Below are 218 nucleotides of genomic sequence, written 5' to 3'. Positions count from 1 at the left end.
GCTATTTCTTGTTGGCATCCCATCGCATCTAACGTAATGATACTGTTTTCAATATCGAGCAGGGTGAGTAATTCTGGTATTGCGGTGATTTCATTTGTTTTATTATCAACAGCCGTCTGCCCAAGCACTAACTGGTGTTGGCAACTCCATGCACTGACCGTGTGTAAGGCACTTTTTCTGTCTTTTGTGGTAAATGAACGCCGTGCGGTTTTGCCATC

At 44.0% G+C, this 218-nt stretch carries 1 protein-coding gene; it reads right to left on the bottom strand.

The window, feature by feature from the left end:
* A partial coding sequence (locus P20311_RS13010; RefSeq protein ID WP_036985177.1) for an ISAs1 family transposase occupies positions 1 to 218 on the bottom strand: 218 nt, incomplete at both ends.

Source organism: Pseudoalteromonas sp. BSi20311, from assembly GCF_000239875.1.
Lineage (GTDB): Bacteria > Pseudomonadota > Gammaproteobacteria > Enterobacterales > Alteromonadaceae > Pseudoalteromonas.
Note: the sequence above shows the minus strand (reverse complement) of the source record. Positions and strands in the feature narration are given on the sequence as shown.